We start from the raw sequence: 19,945 nt of genomic DNA, 5'->3' as shown, positions 1-19,945 counted from the left end.
ATCCAATGCAATGTGCCGCACCGCGATGCACATTCAAAGCCTCTAGTGCGCGAACGAGCGGGTATTCGTTGCCGAATGCGTGCCGATTGCGGCCTTCAACGTATCCGAAGGCCGCATGCCGAAGAGCTTGCGATAATCGGTTGCGAACTGGCTCATGTGCCAGAAGCCCCACGCGGCCGCCACGTCCTGCACCGAGCGCGAATCGCGCGATGCGTTGCACAGATCGCGCCGCGCGCCGTTCAATCGGATTGCCCGCACATAAGTAGCGGGCGCCATGCCGAGCACGTCCTGAAAGCAGTATTGCAATGTGCGCCGGCTCACATGCAGACGCTCGCACAACTCCGGCACGCTGACCGCGCGATCGCGATTCGCGAGCACATAATCGCGCGCCTCCGATACGATCGACTGACGACGTGCACGCGCCGGCATTGCAATCGGTTCGGAGCACGCGGGCAACGCGCCCACGTCGAACAGCGAAGCAAGCACGGCGGCCTGCAAGTTCTCGCGCGCAGACGACGACAACGGCGCGGCACTTGCGGCGCTCTGCTGAAGCAGCTCGCGCAACGAAGCACATAAACGCTCTTTGCGCGCCATGCCGATCTTCACGACCTCAGTGTCTGCCCACTGCTCGGCCAGCCCGACGCGCTCCACTTGCGCTGCATAGCGGCGCAACACTTCGCCCTTCACGACTACACCGAAAATCTCGTAGCCCGCCGACGTCAGCAATTCGAATTCGATGCCACCCGGACGAAACGCGAGTGCATCGCCGGTAATGATCTGCGCGTCGATGCGGCCCGATCCGGCGCGGCATGTCGGAATGCCGAACCAGTACGCGTCTTTCTGAACCTCGCAGGTCTGCCGCAACGTGTGGCTCGTCGTTTCCACGAACACCTGCATATGGTCGAGGCACAACTCCGTGAGACCGCCGACAAAGCTCCCTGCGGTCAACTGGTCGTAGGTCTGATGCCAGCCGTGAAGATTGCGCGCCTGCTCGTCGGCGTCGTGAGCGACGCGGGTCTGTACGCGAAAGCTCGGCTGCGGCGCACGCGTCGAAGCCGCACAGATGGCCGAGGTGGTCGGAGTTGTCGCGCTGTCGCTGAGGGTTTCGATCGTCATGGCCAATCCGCGCGATGGAGTATCGAAGAGAAAAAACAAGGCAAGTCCCATGCCGATTGCGAGCGCCCTTTCAACACGCCGATTGCTCCAACCCGTGCCAAGCTCCTGTTCAATTGATGAACAGCAACAACTGCACTGCTCACAAACGACGCGCGCACCGGCCGCCGATTCGACCTTGAAACACAGGCTGCGGTGCGCGCGTGCTTGCCGTGCGTGCACGCCTCACCAGCCAGGTGCATTGGCATGGTTCTGGCTCTATGGGTCACGCGCCCGCTTCAACGGATTGCAAACCGGTCGCGACATCGCGCCGACTATAGCCCATTCAAACATGTGAGGAGCACACAGATGAATCACGCGGAGATGCAGTTTCTGACGACCGAATTCCCGTTCAAAAAGCAGTATGCGAACTTTATCGGCGGCGAATGGGTGAAGCCCGTGGGTGGCGAGTACTTCGACAATGTGTCGCCGATTACGGGCGAACCGTTCACCTCCATTCCGCGCTCGCGCGAAGCGGATGTCGAGTTGGCGCTCGATGCCGCGCACCGAGCCAAAGCTGCGTGGGGCAAGACGTCGACGACGGATCGCGCGAACATTCTGAACCGCATTGCCGACCGTATGGAAGCGAACCTGCAGCGCCTTGCAGTGGCGGAAACGATCGACAACGGCAAGCCGCTGCGCGAAACGATGGCCGCCGATATTCCGCTTGCCATCGATCATTTCCGCTATTTCGCCGGCGCCGTGCGTGCGCAGGAAGGTTCGATCTCCGAGATCGACGACGACACCGTGGCCTATCATTTTCATGAGCCGCTCGGCGTAGTCGGTCAGATCATTCCGTGGAATTTCCCCATTCTGATGGCCGTGTGGAAGCTCGCCCCCGCACTCGCAGCCGGCAATTGCGTCGTGCTCAAACCCGCGGAGCAAACGCCCGCGTCCATTCTCGTACTCGCTGAACTGATTCAGGACTTGCTGCCCGCCGGCGTGCTGAATGTGGTGAACGGTTTCGGTCTCGAAGCCGGCAAACCGCTCGCGTCGAGCAAGCGCATCGCGAAGATCGCGTTTACCGGCGAGACGACGACAGGCCGTCTGATCATGCAGTACGCGAGCCAGAACATCATTCCGGTGACGCTGGAACTCGGCGGCAAGAGCCCGAATATTTTCTTCGCCGACGTGATGAATCAGGACGACAGCTATTTCGACAAAGCACTCGAAGGCTTCGCGATGTTCGCGTTGAATCAGGGCGAGGTGTGCACGTGTCCGTCGCGCGTGTTGATCGATGAAAAGATCTATGACCGCTTCATGGAACGTGCGTTGAAGCGCGTCGCGGCGATCACGCAGGGTCATCCGCTGGATACGAAAACGATGATCGGTGCGCAGGCTTCGCAGGAACAATTGGAGAAGATCCTGTCGTATGTCGATCTCGGCAAGCAGGAAGGCGCCGAGTGTCTGATCGGCGGCGAACGCAATACATTGAGCGGTGAATTGAGCAAAGGCTATTACGTGAAGCCGACCGTGTTTCGCGGCAATAACAAAATGCGCATCTTCCAGGAAGAGATCTTCGGGCCGGTGGTTTCGGTCACAACGTTCAAGACCGAAGAAGAAGCACTCGAAATCGCCAACGACACGCTTTACGGTCTCGGCGCCGGCGTATGGACACGCGACGGCACGCGCGCCTATCGCTTTGGCCGGCAAATTCAGGCGGGCCGCGTGTGGACCAATTGCTATCACGCATATCCCGCTCACGCGGCGTTTGGCGGCTACAAGCAATCGGGCATTGGCCGCGAGAACCACAAGATGATGCTCGACCATTATCAGCAGACGAAGAACCTGCTCGTCAGCTATAGCGAGAAACCGCTCGGCTTCTTCTAAGCATTCAACCGTAGCAATTCTATTGAAGCGGGCCGCTTTTCGCGGCTCGCTTTATTTCTGCGAGGACCTATTGATGGCCGACGAAAAAGAAGTGGCTCGCGTGATCGCAACGCCCGCCGCAAAAGAGCTGATCGACAAATTGCGCGCGGAACATGGCGATGTACTGTTTCATCAATCCGGCGGATGCTGCGACGGCAGCGCGCCGATGATGTTTCCGCAAAGCGAATTCATGGTCGGTTCTTCCGACGTGAGGCTCGGCACGCTCGCGGGCGTGCCGTTCTACATGAGCGAATCGCAATTCGAGTACTGGCAGCACACGCAGTTGATTATCGACGTGGTGCCAGGCAACGGCGGTATGTTCTCTCTCGAGCGGCCGAGCGGTCTGCGCTTTCTCACGCGCTCGCGACTCTTCGACGACGATGAGAATGCGTGGCTCGCAGTGCATCCTGTGCAACGCGCCGATGCGTGAAAGTGCTTTTACTTTACGTCGGAGTTTGAGTCTGGTTTTGCATTCGCTTCGCCGCCGATTGCGGGCGCTATCGGCGCAGCGGCGAGCAGCGCGTCGCTGTCGTCTTTCAAACCAACGCCGGTGAGGCCGAGGCGCCGCGCATGCGTCAGCAGATAATGCAGCTTGTGCGCGGCCAACGGATAGTCGAGTCCTTCGGGACGCACGTTCGAAATGCAATTGCGCTGCGCGTCGCTGCAACCCACTTTCGGCGCGTACGTAAGGTAAATGCCGAGGCTATCGGGCGAACTAAGTCCAGGCCGCTCGCCGATCAGCATCACGACGATCTTTGCATGCAGCAACTCGCCGATCTCGTCGCCGAGTGCAACGCGTGCCTGCCGAGCGACGACGACAGGCGCGGTCTTCCAGTCCGCGAGTTGCGGAGCGACGGCTTGCAATAGCGGCACTGCTTGCTTCGATGCAGCGAACGCCGACAAACCGTCGCCGATCACGAACACCACGTCCGGCGCTTCGTCCGCCAATTGCGCGAGCGCGACGCGACTCTCTTCCGACAAGCGCCGGCCGAGATCGGGGCGGCGCAAGTAGTGCTCGCGATCGGGCGCAGCGCTATGCACGTCCAGCGTCTTGAAGTTCAGCACATGCAACTGCTGATGCAAAGCTTCGTTGTCCAACGGATGATGCACCGCGTCCCGCGCTTGCGCATGCGAGAGATTGAACGCAAGTAAAGGCTCAGTCGGCACGCTGTTGCCCGCGCGACCCAACGCAATGCGCGCATTGGTGAACTGACGCAGCGCATTCCACGAGTTCTTCTCGACAAAGTCGCTCATGCGATGCCCATCCAGTCGCGCGCGCCCTCGAGCAGCGGTTGATGTGTCGACGCACTCAGCAATGCGCCGCGCGCGTCGGTAATCTGCATCGACTCGAGCCACTCTTCGAATTCCGGCGCGCGGCGCAAGCCGAGTACGTCGCGCACATAAAGTGCGTCGTGGAAGGACGTGCTTTGATAATTGAGCATGACGTCGTCCGCGCCCGGAATGCCCATGATGAAATTGATGCCCGCCACGCCAAGCAGTGTGAGCAGGTTGTCCATGTCGTCCTGATCGGCTTCCGCGTGATTCGTGTAGCAGATGTCGCAACCCATCGGCACGCCGAGCAGCTTGCCGCAAAAGTGGTCTTCAAGGCCGGCGCGCGTGATCTGCTTGCCGTCGTACAGATACTCGGGGCCGATAAAGCCGACCACGGTATTGACGAGAAACGGATTGAACTTGCGCGCGACCGCATACGCGCGCACTTCGCAAGTTTGTTGATCGACGCCGAAATGCGCGTCCGCCGACAATGCGCTGCCCTGCCCCGTTTCGAAGTACATCAGATTGCTGCCGACCGTGCCGCGTTTGAGCGACAGTCCCGCTTCATACGCTTCTTGCAGTAGCGCGAGCGAAATGCCGAAGCCGGCGTTGGCTTTTTCTGTGCCCGCAATCGATTGAAACACGAGGTCGACGGGTGCGCCTTTTTCGATCGCGGCAATCGTGTTGGTGACGTGCGTCAGCACACAGGATTGCGTGGGCACCTGATAGCGTTGACGGAAGTCGTCGATCATCAGAAGCAGTCGCGTGATCGCGGCGAGGTTGTCGCTGGCCGGATTGATGCCGATCATCGCATCGCCGCAACCGTACATCAGGCCATCGAGCATCGAGGCTGCAATGCCTTTGACGTCGTCTGTCGGATGATTGGGTTGCAGGCGCACCGACATGTGGCCCGGCAAACCCACCGTGTTGCGAAAGCGCGTGATCACCGGACGCTTGCGCGCCGCTGCGATCAGATCCTGGTTGCGCATCAGCTTCGAAACGGCCGCCACCATTTCCGGCGTGAGGCCTGCGGTGATACGTGTGAGCGCGTCCGCATCCGTCGACGTGCTCAGCAGCCAATTGCGAAAGTCGCCTACCGTGAGATGCGAAATCTCGGCGAATGCCTGCGGCGAATGATCGTCGATGACGAGACGCGTGACTTCGTCGCTTTCGTACGGGATCAGCGCTTCGTTCAGGAACGTGCGCAACGGTACTTGCGCCAACGCCATTTTTGCGGCGACGCGCTCCTCTTCGCTCGCTGCCGCGACGCCCGCGAGTTGATCGCCGGAACGTTGCGGGCTCGCCTTCGCCATGAGTATCTTCAGATCGGCAAACCGATACGTGCGGCTGCCGATTGTCTCCGTATAGCTCATCTTTACGACTCCAGCTTACGACTCAAACGCCGCTGCGCGCGCAGCGGCTTCGACCGTCATTCTTCGAGCAATGCGTCGGCCGGTGCGGCCTCGCGTTGATGGCGCGTCATGAGGAAATAGACGTAGCCGAGTGCGAGGAAGATGGCGAACACCACTGCCACCAGAAAGTTAAAGTACACCATGGTCGCCAGACAGATCACCGCGGCCACCAGCGCGAACGCCGGAAAGAACGGAAAAAGCGGCGCGCGAAACGGACGCTCCATGTTCGGCTCGGTACGGCGCAGCTTGAACAGCGACAACATGCTGATGATATACATCACGATAGCGCCAAACACGGACATCGTCACGATGTTCGCCGTGAGCGTCTGGCCGCCGAATTGAATCAGTTCGTCGCTATAGATCGCGGCGATGCCGATCACACCGCCGGCGAGAATCGCGCGATGCGGCGTCTTGAAGCGCGGATGCACACTCGAGAGCCACTCCGGCAAATAGCCAGCGCGAGCCAGCGCGAAAATCTGCCGCGAATAGCCGAGGATGATGCCGTGAAACGACGCGACGAGCCCGAACAGTCCGAGCCACACGAGCATATGCATCCAGCCGCTATGTTCGCCGACGATGTACTTCATCGCTTGCGGCAGCGGGTCGTTGATGTTCGACAGCTTGGTCCAGTCGCCGGCCGCGCCGGCAAACACCATCACGCCGATGGCGAGCACCACGAGCGTGAGAATGCCCGCGACGTAGGCGATCGGAATCGAGCGCTTCGGGTTTTTCGCTTCTTCCGCGGCCATCGCGACGCCTTCGATCGCGAGGAAGAACCAGATCGCGAACGGGATCGCTGCGAACATGCCGTTGAACGAGCCCATGCTGAACGTGTCAGCGCCGGCCCAGCCGCCTTTCGTAAAGTTCGACAATTGAAAGCCCGGCGACACGACGCCCATGAAGACGAGCAATTCGAAAATCGCGAGCAACGTCACGCACAATTCGAATGCCGCGGCGATCTGCACACCGACGATGTTCAACGCCATGAAGACGAGGTACGCGCCCATTGCCGCGTGCTTCGGTTCGAGACCTGGGAACTGCACGTGCAGATAGGCGCCGATGGCGAGCGCAATGGCCGGCGGCGCGAACACGAATTCGACGAGCGTGGCCGCGCCCGCGAGATAACCGCCCGTCGGACCGAAGGCGTGACGCGCGTAGGCGAACGGGCCGCCGGCGTGCGGGATCGACGTGGTGAGTTCGGTGAAGCTGAAGATGAACGTGGTGTACATCGCGGCGATAAAGACCGCCGTGACCACGAAGCCGAGCGTGCCCGCGCTTGCCCAGCCGTAACTCCAGCCGAAGTATTCACCGGAAATCACGAGGCCGACCGCGATTCCCCAAAGTTGCCACGTGCCGAGCGTCTGCTTCAACTCGTGATGCGTGACTTTGCCGACGTGCTGACTGGTTGACTCTGATTTCATCGGACGCTCCCGGAGTTTGCCGCTTGCTCGGCGCCGCAAGGTTTTGCGGTGCGTGGGCGGGCAGGCTTTCGCCGATGGTAGTGAGCCAATATTCGAGGTGTTATCGAAATTCGGCAAAGTTGGGGGGTGGTTTGTGGGGGAGTGCTTAATTCGGGGGGCACTCGTTTTGGCTAGGGTGTGTATCGGGCTGGCGAGGGTGATTGTGATTCTTCTGGTTTTTATAGTCTTTGTATTTGTATACGTAGTAGTAGTAGTTAACAAGCGGCGTTGGCGGTTGTGGATAAGTGGGAGCCTCCGTTTGGGATCAAGGGGTTGCGCGGGCGATAAGCTTGCGGAGTAAGCGTGGATAGTGCGGTTGAGTTGGGGAAAAGTTTTGGTGCGTTTCGGCGGCTGCGGTTTTTATCAAGGTTTGTCCCACAGGATGTCAGCAGGTTTTTACAGCGGTTGTGCAGAGGGGGTTGTTGATAAGTTGGCTGAGGTCAGGTGTGGCGGGGAGTCGCTGCGGGGCCGCATTCGTCTGTTAAAGCCGCCATTTGGCCCGCCAGCGATGTCTCGCACCATCAATATCTAAAATAGAGAACCCCAAGCGCACCCGGTTCACCTGATGTTTTGCTCTTTTTGGTGATCGCTGGCAGATCAATGTCCCTAACGTTCTTCCAGCCAAACGCTTGGAAAATGCCTTCGGCGAGGCCAACAAAGCCCATGAATTTGCGTGACATCCGGTAGGCAATCGCGCCAAGGATTGCCAGGATACCCAGCCCACCGAAGGCCCACATTTGCACCATACCCGCCCAATTATCCACCGAGTCAAAGAAAGCAATCGCACCGGTCAAAAGGTACATAAACAGGAGCAGCGGCACACAGACTTTCAGCCACAACCGCAGCGAAGCCTTGTAGTGCGCATACCTGCCCCTGCTGCAATGCGGATGCAGAGCCACTATCTTGTCGCTTATACGTCGTATGCCATACCCCTGCCAAGTGTCGCCCCACTGCTCGGCGACGACTTCCACTTCGTCGCCCTCGTCGAAGACTGACTGCCACACCCACGCCTTGACGGGCTTACCGTCAAGATCGAACTCCAGAAGGTCCGCTTCCTCGGTCGTATCCATCGCCATACCACTTAGGCCAACTGCGATGCCGCCCAACCCAGCCAGCCCTGCCGCAATGGCCGTTGCACCCATTTTCTTTCGGTCGGAGTCGGTAAAGAAGAAGTCCTGACTGCGACGTGTTTTACGCAAATTGGCGATGCGGCCACGCAGCAATGTTGCGGGCGCCGGCGATGTCCTTTCAATAGTCATTCCGAGCCCTCGCTTGCCGTCAACCCGACGCCTTTCAGTGCCTTTTCAAATTCTTCATGCTGCTTGCCCGCTTCCCATGGAGGACTATTCGGCGACTTGCCAAACGTACATTTTTCAAACCAGCTCTGCAAATCGTTATCCGAGAAATACCAGATCAAAACTTGTATCACGGTGATTACCACAGCGACCTCCCAGCCAGCCAGGAAGAGTGCCGCCCGTCCTATCATGAGCAACGCACCGCGCTCGCCGACGGCAACAACCACCTCGCCCGCTGCCACACCGACTGCTTCCCGGCCCGCTGCGTTCGCTGCGGCAGCCCGTGCAGCTGCGGTCGTACCTCCTTCGGCGGCTGTTGCGAGGCTGGCAGTTCTTGCGGTCGCTCCGGCAATACCAGCACTTGCCTTTCCTAGCCAAACGACACCGCGTCCACCGGTAATTCTGGCTATCATTGGCGCGCTTGATGTTAGAGCCGTCAAAAGGTTAGCGGTGGTCGCGGCGAATCCCAAGCCGCTCTTGATGAAATAGAGTGACGCCAGACAAATCTTGCTGTCCTTTACTTGGTCCACACCTTTTCTCGCGTCGAAGAACGCGCCAATTGCGGCCGATGCGCCGCCAAAATAACCCGTGATGGCCTTCAGATTAGCCGCAGTCTGAGCGGCGTCTTTTGCCATCGCCGCCATTGCTTTGCTCGATGCTTGCAAGCAAGCAGATGAAGCAGAAAATCCGCTCGCCACCAGCATCGCATAATCTTCTCCGCTCTTATCGACTTTCGCCAGACTCGCACCAAAGCCAAACAGCTCGATGATCGCCAACGTCCCGCCGATTCGAATCCCCGCAGCCGCCTCGGCGCCCTCACTCGTCAGTTTGACAGCGTTCCACTTCGCCCGAAGCACGAGCCCCCTTTCATCCGATGCGAGAGTCTCTAGCGCTTGCGCATATGCTTCCGCAGCTTTCACGCCCCTTGCCCGCAACGCACGGTAACCGCTTTCCAGCTTGGCGCGCAACTTCGGCTCCACGTTCGCCGATTCCTTCACCAGGCCAAGAGTGTCAGTCTGGCTAATGCCGACCCGCATCATCAGCGCACCGCGTATCAGGAACGCTCCCGCGCAGTCGCTTACTTTCCCCATCCCCGTCCACTTGAAAAGCGCATTGGCGATCGTGATGCTCAACCGGTCGACCTGAAGTTTCTTTACCGCACGCTCCGTAGCCGAGATCGCGTACTGGTGCTCCTTGACTTCGCCCATTTTTTCGCGGAATTCGACGAACGTTTTCAACTTCTCCAATGGCTTGACGATCTTTTCGAGAATTTCCGCGATATCTTCCGCGCGCGTCGCCTTGTACGCTGTCGCCTTTGCGAGCAATTCCTTAATTTCCACCTTCGGTGCTTTCTGGTTGAACGCGAAGGCCCGCCACACCAGACTTGTCGGTTGTGTCGGATCCATGTCGTTCACCAGATCGACTACAACCTGAGCTCCCTTCTCTTCTGAAGGTAGCCCATTGATCGCCTCGTTCACCACGCCCTCGAACGCAGTGCCATTAGGTACGTCGTTTTCATGGTAATCATGAAGCGTAGCAAGCAGTAGCGGTGCTTTCAGCCATGCGGCAACGTCTGCCGTTCGGTCAGCCTGTAACTGGTTCACTGCGGTTTGCATAGATTGGAATGCACCGCGAAATTGCTGGAACCGGGCTTTATTAAGCTTATCCAGGTATTTCGGCCACTCCGCCTCGCCGATCTCTTTCGCTTCCGACGGGCTGATCTTTCCCGCGTCCTCTATGTTCTTTTGTGAGGCAGCTTCCTGTTCGGGCGAAAGCATCGTCGGTATGCCGTCCATTGCGCCCGGCGAATTGATCATCGCCTCCCAGCCCGCTTGGCGGGCCGAACGCCAACGGCTTTTGGAGGCAACTGCACCGTTCTTTACGGCAACCTCCGCCGCTTCGATCGATTGCAGCGCATCGATTTCTTTGGGTAATTCCTGTATGTAGCGTGTCATCATAACGGCAGCGTCGTTGCGATAGCCGTTCAGTTCGTGCACGTTGCCGATGCCGTCCCAAAGTGCCAACAGCATCGGGGGATGATGCTTGCCGCCTTTGATTTCACCAACGCCATTCATAAGTTTCACAAGCGCAGCGCTCGCCGAGGCCGGTGTAGCCTGGCGGATATGCAATGGATAGCGCGTCGCTTCGTGCTTCAATATATTCGCGTTGACGCTACCGTTGGAATTGCTGACTTTTTGCTTTGGCAATTGCAGCAACCTGGGGTCGAAGCCCGGCATGTACTCCACGACGGTATCGACGCTCTGCTCGGTCGCAACCGCAGCGTGCTCATTGTGTGCGCCCGCAATCCATTTCGCCGGTTGGATGCGCTGCATGCGCTGCGCACGAAGTGCCGCGTCGCCCGCATACAGTTTGAAGATGTCCTTGTGCCATGGGTACTCGGAGAAGGCGATATAAACATCACCACATTTTTCCGGGCGTTCGATCGCAATAATGTCCATCTGCACAGCGATGCTCTTTTGCGCGCACGCAGGATGGATCGTCGGTGCAGTGGCAAGGGGCAGCGGCTGCTTCCACAAGCGCCCATCCTCCGTTACGGTGTACGCTTCCCAGTAGTTGTTGCCGCGCGCGCCCTTTGCATAGAAAAGGTAGAGCCACCCTTCGCGCAATGTGCGCAGACCGTAGTGATGCGCCGTCAGGGGGACATCTGTCACGCCCCTACCGCTAATGCCGGCCGGCAGTTTCGCCCCCACGGTCTGCGGCAGTACGGTATACCGCACCGGGAGGATCGGTAAACCGGTCTTTTCGCAGTTAGCGCATTTTGGGTCGGTCGTTGCCATGATGATTTTTCGTGTTCGATTATTGGACGCAATGGTCGGAGTCTTTCACGCCGTCGCTACTCAATGATTAGTCTGTGCTTCAGGGGATCACGGACTCGTCACATTCAAACGAGGCTCGATATCAGCCTGCATCCACAGGTTGCCTGATTGCCATGACGCGCTATAGGCATACCGTTGTCCATCATCGATTCGTCCCCCTCGACGATGACATTGGGTTTGACGTCCTCATGCTTTGGACAGGAGACTTCGTCACCCTTGCGTGCAACAAATCGGCCGTCAAAAGACATGGTCCGTGATGCTGTGATCACTTTGCCGCCGTGATCAGTGTCGTCATCGAGACGAATGAGATTCATCATGGAGTCGCCTCCTTCTCTACCGTGAAACATTGCCAAACCTTATTGGTGTCCATCGCGTCGTCTACGAACGATTTACTTGTAACGGAAGTAATAGCGGCCGTAATTCGCGAGGGTATTGGTTCCGCGGTGCTCGCGTGAAGTCTTGCGAAGGTTGATGTTTTCCACGTCCGGCCAGCCATAGGTCCTGAAAATTGCTTCGGCAAGCCGAACAAGGCCCATCATTTTTCGGGTGACACGGTAAAAAATAATTGCAAAGACGACAAGACTTGCCGCCATCGCGACGCCCATGAACGCAGCAAACGAAAGAAATCTTTCGCCAAAGTCTCCCGGCCTGTGCATCGCAAACGCGCCGATTGCGTTGACGAGCGCGAAAGCCCAGAACATGATTTTTGCCATGCTGCGATAGTGCTGCTTGCGGCCCACGGTAGCATGCGGATAGACGGAAACGATATCGTCTCCGTCCCGCTTAACCGAATAGACGACGTATCGGCTTTCTCCCACCTTCTCGGCTACGACTTCTACAACGTCGCCATTGCGCATCGGCATGAGCCAAAGCCAGCCTTGCATCTGCATTCCGTCCAGTTCGAACTCGACCCAGTCGGCTTCCTCATCTGCGTTGGATGCCATATTCACGAGTCCAATACACGTTGCGCCCAAACCCATTGCGGCCGCACCCACGGCCGTTGCGCCGACCGCATTTTGCTGGAATTGAGTGAGCACAAAATCATGAGTACGCCGGGAGCGCTGCAGGTGGGCAATTGTGCCGCGCAGCAGTATCGGTTGCACATGAACTTTGGGTTCTTGCATAGCCTCGCCTGAGCCACACTTACGCCTGTGAACCAGCATTTAGTTTGTATCGGAAGTAATGACGCCCATAGTTCGATAGCGTATTAGTGCCCCGGAATTCGCGTGAGGTCTTTCGCAGGTCAATGTTCTCCACGTCCGGCCAGCCATAGGTCCTAAAAACTGTCTCAGCCAGGCGGACGAAGCCCATCAGCCTCAGGGAGACCCGATAAAAGATGGTGCCAAATACGATAAATCCGCCAACACCGATCGTGGCCATGGAAACTGCATAGGCATACAGATCGCTTGAAATTCCACCCTTAAGATAGGTCCCGATAACCAGGATTGCATAAAGGATGAAGAAGGTCCACAGCATGATCTTCGTCATGCTTCGGTAATGCGCCCTTCTTCCTGCCGTGGCGTGTGGATACATCGCTACTATGTCGTCGCCATCGCGCTTGACCGAATAGACGATGTATCGATCGTCTGCCAGCTTCTCTGCGACTACTTCGACTTCGTCGCCGTTGCGCATTGGTAATAGCCATAGCCAACCCTGCATTTTCTTGCCGTCGAGTTCGAACTCCACCCATTCAGCTTCTTCGTCCGAGTTGGACGCCATACTGACGAGTCCGATGCCTGCCGCACCCATACCCATCGCTGCAGCACCGACGGCGGTCGCACCAAGCTGTCGTTGCTGCACCTGCGTCAATACGAAGTCGTGACTGCGTCGCGAACGCTCAAGCTTCGCGATGGTGCCGCGTAGCAGGACGGTGGAGAGGGGTTTTTCCTTGGTTTTTTTCATGAGACCTGGGCCATGGCATCCGTAAAATCTTTGTCTTGTTCCGAGTTCTTCGTGTAGACGGGGACGCTGTGATCCGTCACACGATAGATCGTTTCCCGTCCGGTCCCGAAAGCGCATCGCGAACACCACGCCTCTAGGGCATCGGGTGTCAGCCAGTCAGCTAGCAGCTGTAGCAGGACCAAACCGATCGTTGCTTCCCAACCCGCTAACATACCGATCGCGCGCAACCCCGCAATTACGGCGATTCGTTCGGATACCGCCTCAACTGCCGCAATCACTGCTTCCGTACCATAACGAGACGCGATCTTCTTAAGCAACGGAGCTGATGTACTGATGGCGTCCAGAAGAACTGCAGTACCGGATAGGCCGCCTGCAAGCGTCTTGATACCCAAAGCCCCGACTACATCAAACTGGTGTTTCACAATTGCCGTGTCTACATGTTCCCAATCTGTCCATGCTGAGACAAATGTACCAAAGCTGCTCAGGCTTGCCCCCAACAGCTTCCAGCTCAGGGAACGCGTCGAATTTTTCAACACCGCGTAGTAAGGCGTCATGCTGATCGTGATAAGCGACGAGCACAGAGACGCGCCAGATTGAATCAGCTTGAGCTTGGTATCTTTGTCCTGTGCCCCGGCTAAAAGATGGACGAAGTTCACCGTTTCCAGCAGTGCACTTACAACTGCAATACGTCCCATGAGAAGCGGTTTTTTGCCCTCGTCAGCTAACTTTACCTTGTCCCATGTTTCGTACAATTCTTTGGTTGCTTTAGATGCTCCCTCAGGCGCAGCGCTGCGCAAAGCCGCACGCGCCACCAGCAAACGTTTGATTGTATCGAGGCGGCTTATCTTCTCGAGCTCAGCCTGTTTGCGAACCAGTGCGATAGCGTCCTCGTAGGGCACGCCGGCGCGCTGCAACAGAATCGATTGAATAAATTTTTCACCGACAAGATCACCAAGCTGGTTAACTCTGAACTTGGCGAAGATCGCATCGCCGACGCTCATACCGAATTGATCCGCGCCGAGGCGTTGCATTAGCCCTGCGAGCGGCGTGATTTTCTTGGGGTCGGTTTCCAGCGCCGTTTGAGCGAGGCTTTTATAGTAGCCAACCAGTTTTTTGGTGGAAGCCGCAATCGACAGGAATTCCTCGAAGGCTGTTTCTAGCGGCGTAGCCTTATGGGCTTGTGCGGCCTTCAGCGCCTGGCCAAGTTCCTGGCGGGCATCCATCTGATTCATGGCCACGACACGCCAAATCAGGCTGCCCGGCTGCGTCGGATCCCATTGGGTGAGCAAACCATCCACAACCGCTTTACCCTTTGGAGTGGACGCCAGACCGGCAACGGCGTCGGACACGATGGTTTCGAAGAGCAACGCATCGTGCATGTCGCCGGCGTGGCAGTCTTCGAGCGCCGTTAGCAGCAGCGGCGCATTAATCCATTTCCCCAAGTCGTCGCTGCGCGTTTCCTGCAACTGATAAACCGTCGACTGCAAGTCTTCGTACTTTCTTCGGAACGCCTCAATGTCATCCCGTTTCAGTCGTGCTTCGTACACCGACCACGCACGCTTCGTACTGTCCTTGACGTTGCGATCGTGGAATCCGGGGAGCGCCTGCGCATAAGCGCGCGCCTTATTCATGACATCATCGCGGTATGCGCCGATATAAGGCGCAGTCGAGCCGGCACTGCCCGCGCTGCTCATCCGTCCCATCTGAATCAACTGCATTTGATAACTGCCCGGAATGTCGTTGGCAGCCATCCAGTCCATGTCGTCGTAATAAGCGTTGATCTGGTTGGCTCGCGCCGCGTCAGCACCGGCTAGCGCTCGGGCGCGTTGCGCCGCCAGCGCCGTCCGCGCCTCCGGTCGGCCAAGCGGTGTCATTTCATGCGCTTGCCTCGCCATACTCTCCTGGTTATTGAGCGCTTGCTCCATGCGAGACTGAACGATCTTGTGCGCGGCATCGATGTTATGCATCGCGGTAACCTGCAGCGCGCGCTCGGTGACGTACTGATCAAACCACGACGCGGGATCGTTGCGGAATCCGTTCAATTCGTGCACGTTACCGATGCCGTCCCACAAGGCCAGCAGCATTGGCGGGTGATGCTTGCGGTCTTCCGTCTCGCCAACGTTGTTCATCAATTTAACGAGCGAACCACTCGCCGACGCAGGGGTGGCTTGACGGACGTGCAGCGGGTACCGCGTCGCTTCTTTCCTCACCCAGTCTTCTTTGTAATTGCCGCTCTCGTCGCTTAGCGCAGCATTTTTTGGGTCGAGCAACCGCTGCGGTTCCAACAGTTTCGGATCCAGGCCAGGCATGTACTCGACCACATCGTCGATACTTGCTTCGGTGGCAATGACAGCATGACCGTTTTCGTCTTTGCTGCCCTTAATCCATCTCGCAGGCTCGATCCACTGCATCCTCTTGTTTCGGAATGTCTCGTTGTCTGCGTACTGTTTGAAGATATCGCTATGCCAGGTGATCTCGGAAAACGCAATGTACACGCGGCCTGTGCATTTTTCCGGTTGCTCAATCGCAATGAGGTCCATTGGCACGGCGATGCTCTTTTGCGCGCAGGCGGGATGTGTAGTTGGCGCATTCGTGAGAGGTAGCGTTTGCTTCCACAAACGACCATCTTGTGTGACCTTGTACGCCTCCCAGTAGTTACTACCGCGCGCGCCCTTGACGTAAAACAGGTATAGCCAGCCTTCACGCAATGTGCGCAAGCCGTAGTGATGCTCATGCAGCTCGATGTTCGTGACACCTGTACCGCTCATACCGCCCGGCAGCTTCGCAGTAACGGTTTTCGGGAGCACGGTATAGCGCACAGGCAAGATGGGCAACCCGGATTTTTTGCAATTAACGCAGTGTTGTTCGGTCGGATCCATACGTACTCTGACGGCTTGAAAATGGTTTGACGTCGATTACCGCGCCGCGGACGAAAGCGACTTGTCGTCCACCCAGTTACCGCGCCGGATTTCTTCTATTTCGTCCGGAGACAGTTCGCTCACAGCCGCCGTATAAAAGTCGTCCGGTTCTCTCTGTCGCAGTGCCCGTGTCACTTTTGGATGTCGATCGAATATAGGGTGCCAGGCCAGCGCATGGCCGATGAACGCGATGATGTCATCGCGGTCGCTTAATCCGTATTGCTCCGCACGAGCGGCGCTAGCGACTGCCGCCTCGACCTCTTGCGGATCGGGCTGCCGCCCCGTTGCCTGCATATGCAGGCCAAGTGCGCGGTTGACCAGTCCGTGGCGATGAGTTGCCTGCCACTGTGCATCGGTTAGAGTCAGATCGGCTAGTGATGTATCCGTACTCGTGTAAATGCATGGCTTGCCGCACGCATCTAATGCGTGCCAAGCGCTCACCGGTCCTAGTAGTGCTTGCTGCTGACCGGGTGACAACATCGGCCAAAGCAGGCTGAGCGCGCGCGAGTCGTAAAAGCGCAATGCGCACTGGCGCCCGCGGTTATCCGCCTGCAATACTTGTTGTGACCAATGTGCGGCGACGACGTCAGCCGAGCCGTTGCTGGCCAGCCAGCCGCCGACACGTTGTCCAAGGCCTTGCGCTATGGAGTCCGGATACCGATCATCGAACGCAAGGCGCACGCTTTCCGCCAGCAAGTCCACGCCGTCCGGCGTTGAGAGATCGAGTTCGACGAGGTAAGGACGGTGTTCGTCAGGAAATGCTTCGTGCGCGATTGTTACGATCGCGTGAGGTTGTTCGGAGATGGGTATCTTTTGTTCCAGACTCTCCGGGAAACCGAGTCGACTCGGATCGATCGCAAGGAGACAATGCATATCAGGACGTTGGCTGAAATACGCCCTCAGCACGCGGACTGTCTGCTCAACGGCCGAAACTTCAGCCGCTTGCTCTTTCGTATGCGCTGCAACGCGCGGCGCACTCGCATCGCGATAGTTCAACGATTCCATGGCCGCCTCAGTCCAGTATGACGCTAGACGCACTGTCCGCCGATGCCGCCGCGGTCTTCCACGAACAACCCTTCACTACGCTAGTGAGGGGGGAGGGAATACGCATCGACGCGGGCCCGGATTTGTCCCATGCCGCGCATTTTTCGAGGATCTTGCCCGCTGTCCCGTTCTCGATCCCGTCGGGTGTGATCTTGATATACGATCCGCCTGCGCCGATCCAGACTTCCTTGTCGGCCGATAGCACGAGTTTGCCTTCGCTGCTGGTGATCGTGAAATCCTTGAGCGCGGCGAGCGTCATCTCGTCGCTTAGTGCTTTCATTTCTACTTTGCCCTTGGCCGCGAACAGCTTCATTCCCGCGTTCTGCACGAAGAGACTGATTTTTTCCGAAACGCTTGCGAGCAAAGACTTACCCGTTGCGATGTGAGTACTTTGCCCACTTACGATATTGACGTGCTGATTGGCCGTGATTTGCGTCGAGTCCTGCGTCGACAGGCCCAAGCCGGAAGGACTCGCCACCAGCATGATCGGTGCCGAGAAACCGTTGGCGTTACCTGTGCCACCGCCGGCAGTATGGCCACCTGAGCCGCTGCTGCCGGACGTGCTGTATTGGGTGGCATCAGTGAACTTTTTCAGTGCATTCTGACCGTCCTCGAGACTCTCCGCCTGGTTCGCGCTACTTGCCTCCGACAGCATCTCGACCACGCTTTCCGCGCTGACCAGTTGTTTGTTCGCCTCGCTTACATCGAGCGGCTGGTTGACCGTGGCCGAATACGTGGATACGTACAAACCTCGCCCTGCACGAATTGCGCCGTAGGCATCCGATTTCAGATCGAAGCCGTTGCCGAGAAACGCACCGCGGTTGTTAGTCGTGTGCTGCACGAGATAGCCGAGGTGCAAATGCGAATTCGCGCTGCTGCTATAGAGTTGCACGCGGTTCTGGCCCGTGGAATCGTCCATCACCATCTGGTTATAACCGGTGCCTCCGTACTCTTTCGAGCGGTAGCCGGACAGCAAACCGTTGGAATGCCATTGCGGCTTGGTGTCGCCGTTATAGAGCCGCGATATGACAACCGGCCTGTCCAAATCACCGCCGACATAATCGATCAACACTTCTTCACCGACTCGGGGCATGTGAACGCCGCCGTAGCCGTTCCCGGTATCCGCTTGTGCCGCGCGCACCCAACACGAAGCCTGTTCGTCGCCGCTGTTCAGGCGGTCCCAAATGAACTGCACCTTGATGCGGTTCAGTTCGTCTGTATAAACCTCTTCACCGCTCGGTCCGACGACGATCGCCGACTCGAGATGCGTCTGCGGCTTCCTGTGTTCGAATGGGCTGCGATATGGAACCGTCGTGCGCTGAGCTTCTATCTCTACGCGATAAAACCCTTCCGAGCCATCCGCGTGCGGCACTTTGAATGTGCCCACTCCCGTGTGGCTGTCGCGCACTTGCAGCAATGTCGCTTCCAGGCTGTTCGGGAAACCCGCCGCCGGTCCGCCGATCGGCAAGTTGTTTTCGATTACCCACGCGGCCTCGATCACGGCGAACTCTCTCTGATCAGCCGCGTCCCGATCGTGATCGGGATGGCCGCTCAGTGTAAAGCGCAGTCCGGCGTCGATCCCTCGCAAACCACCTTCGCCATGGAAACGCTTTGCGCGCGATTCCCATTCTTCCATCCGGAATTTGGACAACTGGTCTCCGCGTTCCTGTTTCGGATAGGTGTACGCTCCGGTGTACTCGTAAACCTCGGCTTGATCCGGTAGCGAGCCCTGATTGGGCATGGTCGGCACGTTGGTGCCTTTCGGGTTGAATTGGGTGGAGGGACTTTTGTAGTCGAAGGTGCGTGTGGTGAGCGTCGTGCTCTGCAACGTGCGCGTACCCGACCACTGCGTCAGCGCGTCAGTCTCACTGCTGATCCCCGCCCGGTAGAACTTGACCGTTTCAGGAGACATGGCCTTCGCAGTTGCCAATCGATCTGTGATCACCAGCGTATGCGATTTGCCGTCCTGCGCCTGTTGCCAGAGACCGAACAAACCTTCCGACTCCAGCAAGCGATGCACAAAGTTCCAGTCGTCTTCATCTTGCCGGCAGTATGAACGGGACGGCAATGGCTGCGACAAGGCGAACTGAAACATCCCATGCGCCTGAGGATGGGCATTGAATACGTCCGTCACGATTTCATCAGCGGTCTTGTCCTGCCAGATGCGCTGGTCGCGGCGAAACTTCAGAAAGTACATCCACGACGCGAAGCCCAATTGATAGCTCGTGAGCCCACTGTCCGAACCGAGACGTCGTGCGGTGTGCACATAGCCGTTGTGCGGCAGATATGATTTGTCGGCCTGCTGGATCCACAGCGTAACTGGCTGCGCGATCAGGGTCTTGAGCTCGACGCTGCTCGACGCGGATACCACGTCGATGGTGAATTCGAAGTGGCGGCCAATACGCGAGCGGCCTACCGCACGCTGGGGTACCAGCGCGTTCGCCCCCAACGGCGTATCGAGTTTAAGCAGGCGGTCTTGCTGAATTAATCCGCCCGTGATGGCGTTTATCCCGTCTTGCGTGCTCATCGCGAATCCTTTCGTTTTTCGCTTTCTTATGGATGAAAGCCCACCCGGTTATTGCCGTCGGTCATCACATAAGACCGACCGCACTGTTAAAAAGCAACCGGGCGCAATTCCAATCTGTTAATGCATCAATCGCAGCGCGTCAAACTCGTGCCAAACGCTGACCCGCATTGGTGTCGAATGGAATATGCGAATGGCACCGCGCGACGCCACGGGCGAAGCTCGCAGCATTATCCGCGATAATACAAAAGGTAAGACAA

The 19,945-nt window shown here is 57.8% G+C and carries 14 protein-coding genes; 2 read left to right on the top strand and 12 right to left on the bottom strand.

What is annotated here, in order from left to right; genetic code table 11:
* Positions 1-42: 42 nt before the first annotated feature.
* Positions 43-1,116: a helix-turn-helix domain-containing protein gene (locus P0D87_RS09230; RefSeq protein WP_053858935.1), complete on the bottom strand. Its 1,074-nt coding sequence runs from the start codon at positions 1,114-1,116 to the stop codon at positions 43-45.
* A gap of 345 nt (positions 1,117-1,461) precedes the next feature.
* Here P0D87_RS09230 and adh point away from each other — a divergent pair, with 345 nt between their 5' ends.
* Positions 1,462-2,982 carry an aldehyde dehydrogenase gene (adh, locus tag P0D87_RS09225; protein ID WP_053857327.1) on the top strand — a complete coding sequence of 507 codons (1,521 nt, stop codon included), beginning with the start codon at positions 1,462-1,464 and terminating at the stop codon, positions 2,980-2,982.
* A gap of 73 nt (positions 2,983-3,055) precedes the next feature.
* Positions 3,056-3,451, top strand: coding sequence for a DUF779 domain-containing protein (locus tag P0D87_RS09220; protein ID WP_053857326.1), 396 nt, complete (start codon positions 3,056-3,058; stop codon positions 3,449-3,451).
* An 8-nt stretch (positions 3,452-3,459) separates the two neighbouring features.
* On the opposite strand, the gene eutC is transcribed toward P0D87_RS09220, so the two are convergent.
* The 11 genes from eutC to P0D87_RS09165 form a co-directional block, all read right to left on the bottom strand.
* Positions 3,460-4,275 (bottom strand): ethanolamine ammonia-lyase subunit EutC, encoded by an 816-nt coding sequence (gene eutC, locus P0D87_RS09215; protein ID WP_053857325.1) that lies wholly within the window; start codon positions 4,273-4,275, stop codon positions 3,460-3,462.
* Positions 4,272-5,666 carry an ethanolamine ammonia-lyase subunit EutB gene (locus tag P0D87_RS09210; RefSeq protein ID WP_053857324.1) on the bottom strand — a complete coding sequence of 465 codons (1,395 nt, stop codon included), beginning with the start codon at positions 5,664-5,666 and terminating at the stop codon, positions 4,272-4,274. Before P0D87_RS09210 ends, eutC begins: the two co-directional genes overlap by 4 nt.
* A 56-nt stretch (positions 5,667-5,722) precedes the next feature.
* On the bottom strand, positions 5,723-7,126 hold the full coding sequence (eat, locus tag P0D87_RS09205) for an ethanolamine permease (RefSeq protein WP_053857323.1): 1,404 nt from the start codon (positions 7,124-7,126) through the stop codon (positions 5,723-5,725).
* 560 nt (positions 7,127-7,686) lie between these two features.
* The gene (locus P0D87_RS09200) at positions 7,687-8,424 is read right to left on the bottom strand and encodes a putative type VI secretion system effector (RefSeq protein ID WP_053857322.1); all 738 of its coding nucleotides are present in this window, start codon (positions 8,422-8,424) and stop codon (positions 7,687-7,689) included.
* Entirely contained in the window at positions 8,421-11,258 is a 2,838-nt protein-coding gene (locus P0D87_RS09195) for a T6SS effector BTH_I2691 family protein (RefSeq protein ID WP_053857321.1), read from the bottom strand. The genes P0D87_RS09200 and P0D87_RS09195 overlap by 4 nt, the downstream gene beginning before the upstream one ends.
* A 104-nt stretch (positions 11,259-11,362) precedes the next feature.
* The gene (locus P0D87_RS09190) at positions 11,363-11,614 is read right to left on the bottom strand and encodes a PAAR domain-containing protein (RefSeq protein ID WP_053857320.1); all 252 of its coding nucleotides are present in this window, start codon (positions 11,612-11,614) and stop codon (positions 11,363-11,365) included.
* Between the two features lie 72 nt (positions 11,615-11,686).
* The gene (locus tag P0D87_RS09185) at positions 11,687-12,421 is read right to left on the bottom strand and encodes a putative type VI secretion system effector (RefSeq protein ID WP_053857319.1); all 735 of its coding nucleotides are present in this window, start codon (positions 12,419-12,421) and stop codon (positions 11,687-11,689) included.
* A 19-nt stretch (positions 12,422-12,440) separates the two neighbouring features.
* A complete protein-coding gene (locus P0D87_RS09180; RefSeq protein WP_053857318.1) occupies positions 12,441-13,199 on the bottom strand; it encodes a putative type VI secretion system effector in 759 nt (252 codons plus the stop codon).
* The gene (locus P0D87_RS09175) at positions 13,196-16,078 is read right to left on the bottom strand and encodes a T6SS effector BTH_I2691 family protein (RefSeq protein ID WP_053857317.1); all 2,883 of its coding nucleotides are present in this window, start codon (positions 16,076-16,078) and stop codon (positions 13,196-13,198) included. Before P0D87_RS09175 ends, P0D87_RS09180 begins: the two co-directional genes overlap by 4 nt.
* A gap of 36 nt (positions 16,079-16,114) precedes the next feature.
* Positions 16,115-17,122, bottom strand: a complete 1,008-nt coding sequence (locus P0D87_RS09170) for a DUF4123 domain-containing protein (protein WP_053857316.1) — start codon at positions 17,120-17,122, stop codon at positions 16,115-16,117.
* Between the two features lie 7 nt (positions 17,123-17,129).
* The gene (locus tag P0D87_RS09165; RefSeq protein ID WP_053857315.1) at positions 17,130-19,688 is read right to left on the bottom strand and encodes a type VI secretion system Vgr family protein; all 2,559 of its coding nucleotides are present in this window, start codon (positions 19,686-19,688) and stop codon (positions 17,130-17,132) included.
* Positions 19,689-19,945 lie beyond the last annotated feature (257 nt).

It is taken from the genome of Paraburkholderia sp. RL17-368-BIF-A (assembly GCF_046054045.1).
GTDB classification, from domain to species: Bacteria; Pseudomonadota; Gammaproteobacteria; order Burkholderiales; family Burkholderiaceae; genus Paraburkholderia; species Paraburkholderia graminis.
This window is presented reverse-complemented; position numbering and strand designations above follow the sequence as displayed.